This window comes from Micromonospora sp. KC723 (genome assembly GCF_004348595.1).
In the GTDB taxonomy this organism is placed as follows: Bacteria; Actinomycetota; Actinomycetes; order Mycobacteriales; family Micromonosporaceae; genus Micromonospora.
In genome coordinates, this window is sequence record NZ_SMKD01000278.1 from 1 (window position 1) to 1,088 (window position 1,088).

Genomic DNA, 1,088 nt, shown 5'->3' on the forward strand with positions numbered 1-1,088 from the left:
TGTTCTGCCCATGGACGTTGGTGACAGGGCTGGGATCTTGAAATAGGTGAGGACCTCCGGGTGAGGTGGAGCTTGTCGAAGGTTCCACACCGTCTCGGAGGTCCTCGTGCCACACGCTAACGCACCCCTGACTGAACGCGGCAGGCTGCGTCTTGCCCGCTGCGTGGTCGATGACGGTTGGCCGCTGCGGCGGGCGGCTGAGCGGTTCCAGGTCAGTCCGACTACGGCGAAGCGGTGGGCGGACCGGTACCGCGCCGAGGGGCCGGCAGGGATGGTGGACCGGTCGAGCCGTCCGCACCGGTCACCGCGACGGACGCCGGCGCCGGTGGAGCGGAAGGTGCTGCACCTGCGAGCGAAGCGGCGGTGGGGGCCGGCGCGGATCGGCGGCCGGCTCGGCGTGGCGGCCTCGACGTGTCACGCGGTGCTGCGCCGGGCCGGGGTGGCCCGGCTGGCGCACCTGGACCGGGCCACCGGGCGGCCGGTGCGCCGTTACGAGCACGCCGCGCCCGGCGACCTGGTCCACGTCGACGTGAAGAAGCTGGGCAACATCCCCGACGGCGGTGGATGGCGCATCCACGGCCGCGCCCGCGGTGACCGTAACAGCCGAGCCAGCACGAAAGCCCGCCGCAACTGCCACCCGGTCATCGGCTACGCCTACCTGCACACCGCCATCGACGACCACTCCCGGCTGGCCTACACCGAGATCCTCGAAGACGAACGCAAGGACACCGCCGCAGCCTTTTGGCGTCGCGCGCAGAGCTGGTTCGCTTCCCATGGCATCACCGTCCGGCGGGTCATCACCGACAACGGCTCCTGCTACAAGTCGTTCCTCTGGCGCGACACCCTCCGCGCGGCCGACATCAGCGTGAAGAAGACCCGCCCCTTCCGGCCCCAGACCAACGGCAAGGTCGAACGGTTCCACCGCACCCTCGCCGACGAGTGGGCCTACGCCAAGGCGTACTCCTCAGAAGCCGCCCGCCGGGCAGCTCTCCCCGCCTGGCTCCACGCCTACAATCACCACCGCGCGCACACCGCACTCGGCGGCCACCCACCAGCCAGCCGCGTCCCCAACCTCTCTGGGCAGAACA

The 1,088-nt window shown here is 70.7% G+C and carries 1 protein-coding gene; it reads left to right on the forward strand.

Annotated features, from left to right (window positions below):
• Positions 1-106: 106 nt before the first annotated feature.
• Positions 107-1,088 (forward strand): IS481 family transposase (locus tag E1165_RS28625; protein ID WP_132394794.1); only part of this gene is annotated, 982 nt, incomplete at its 3' end.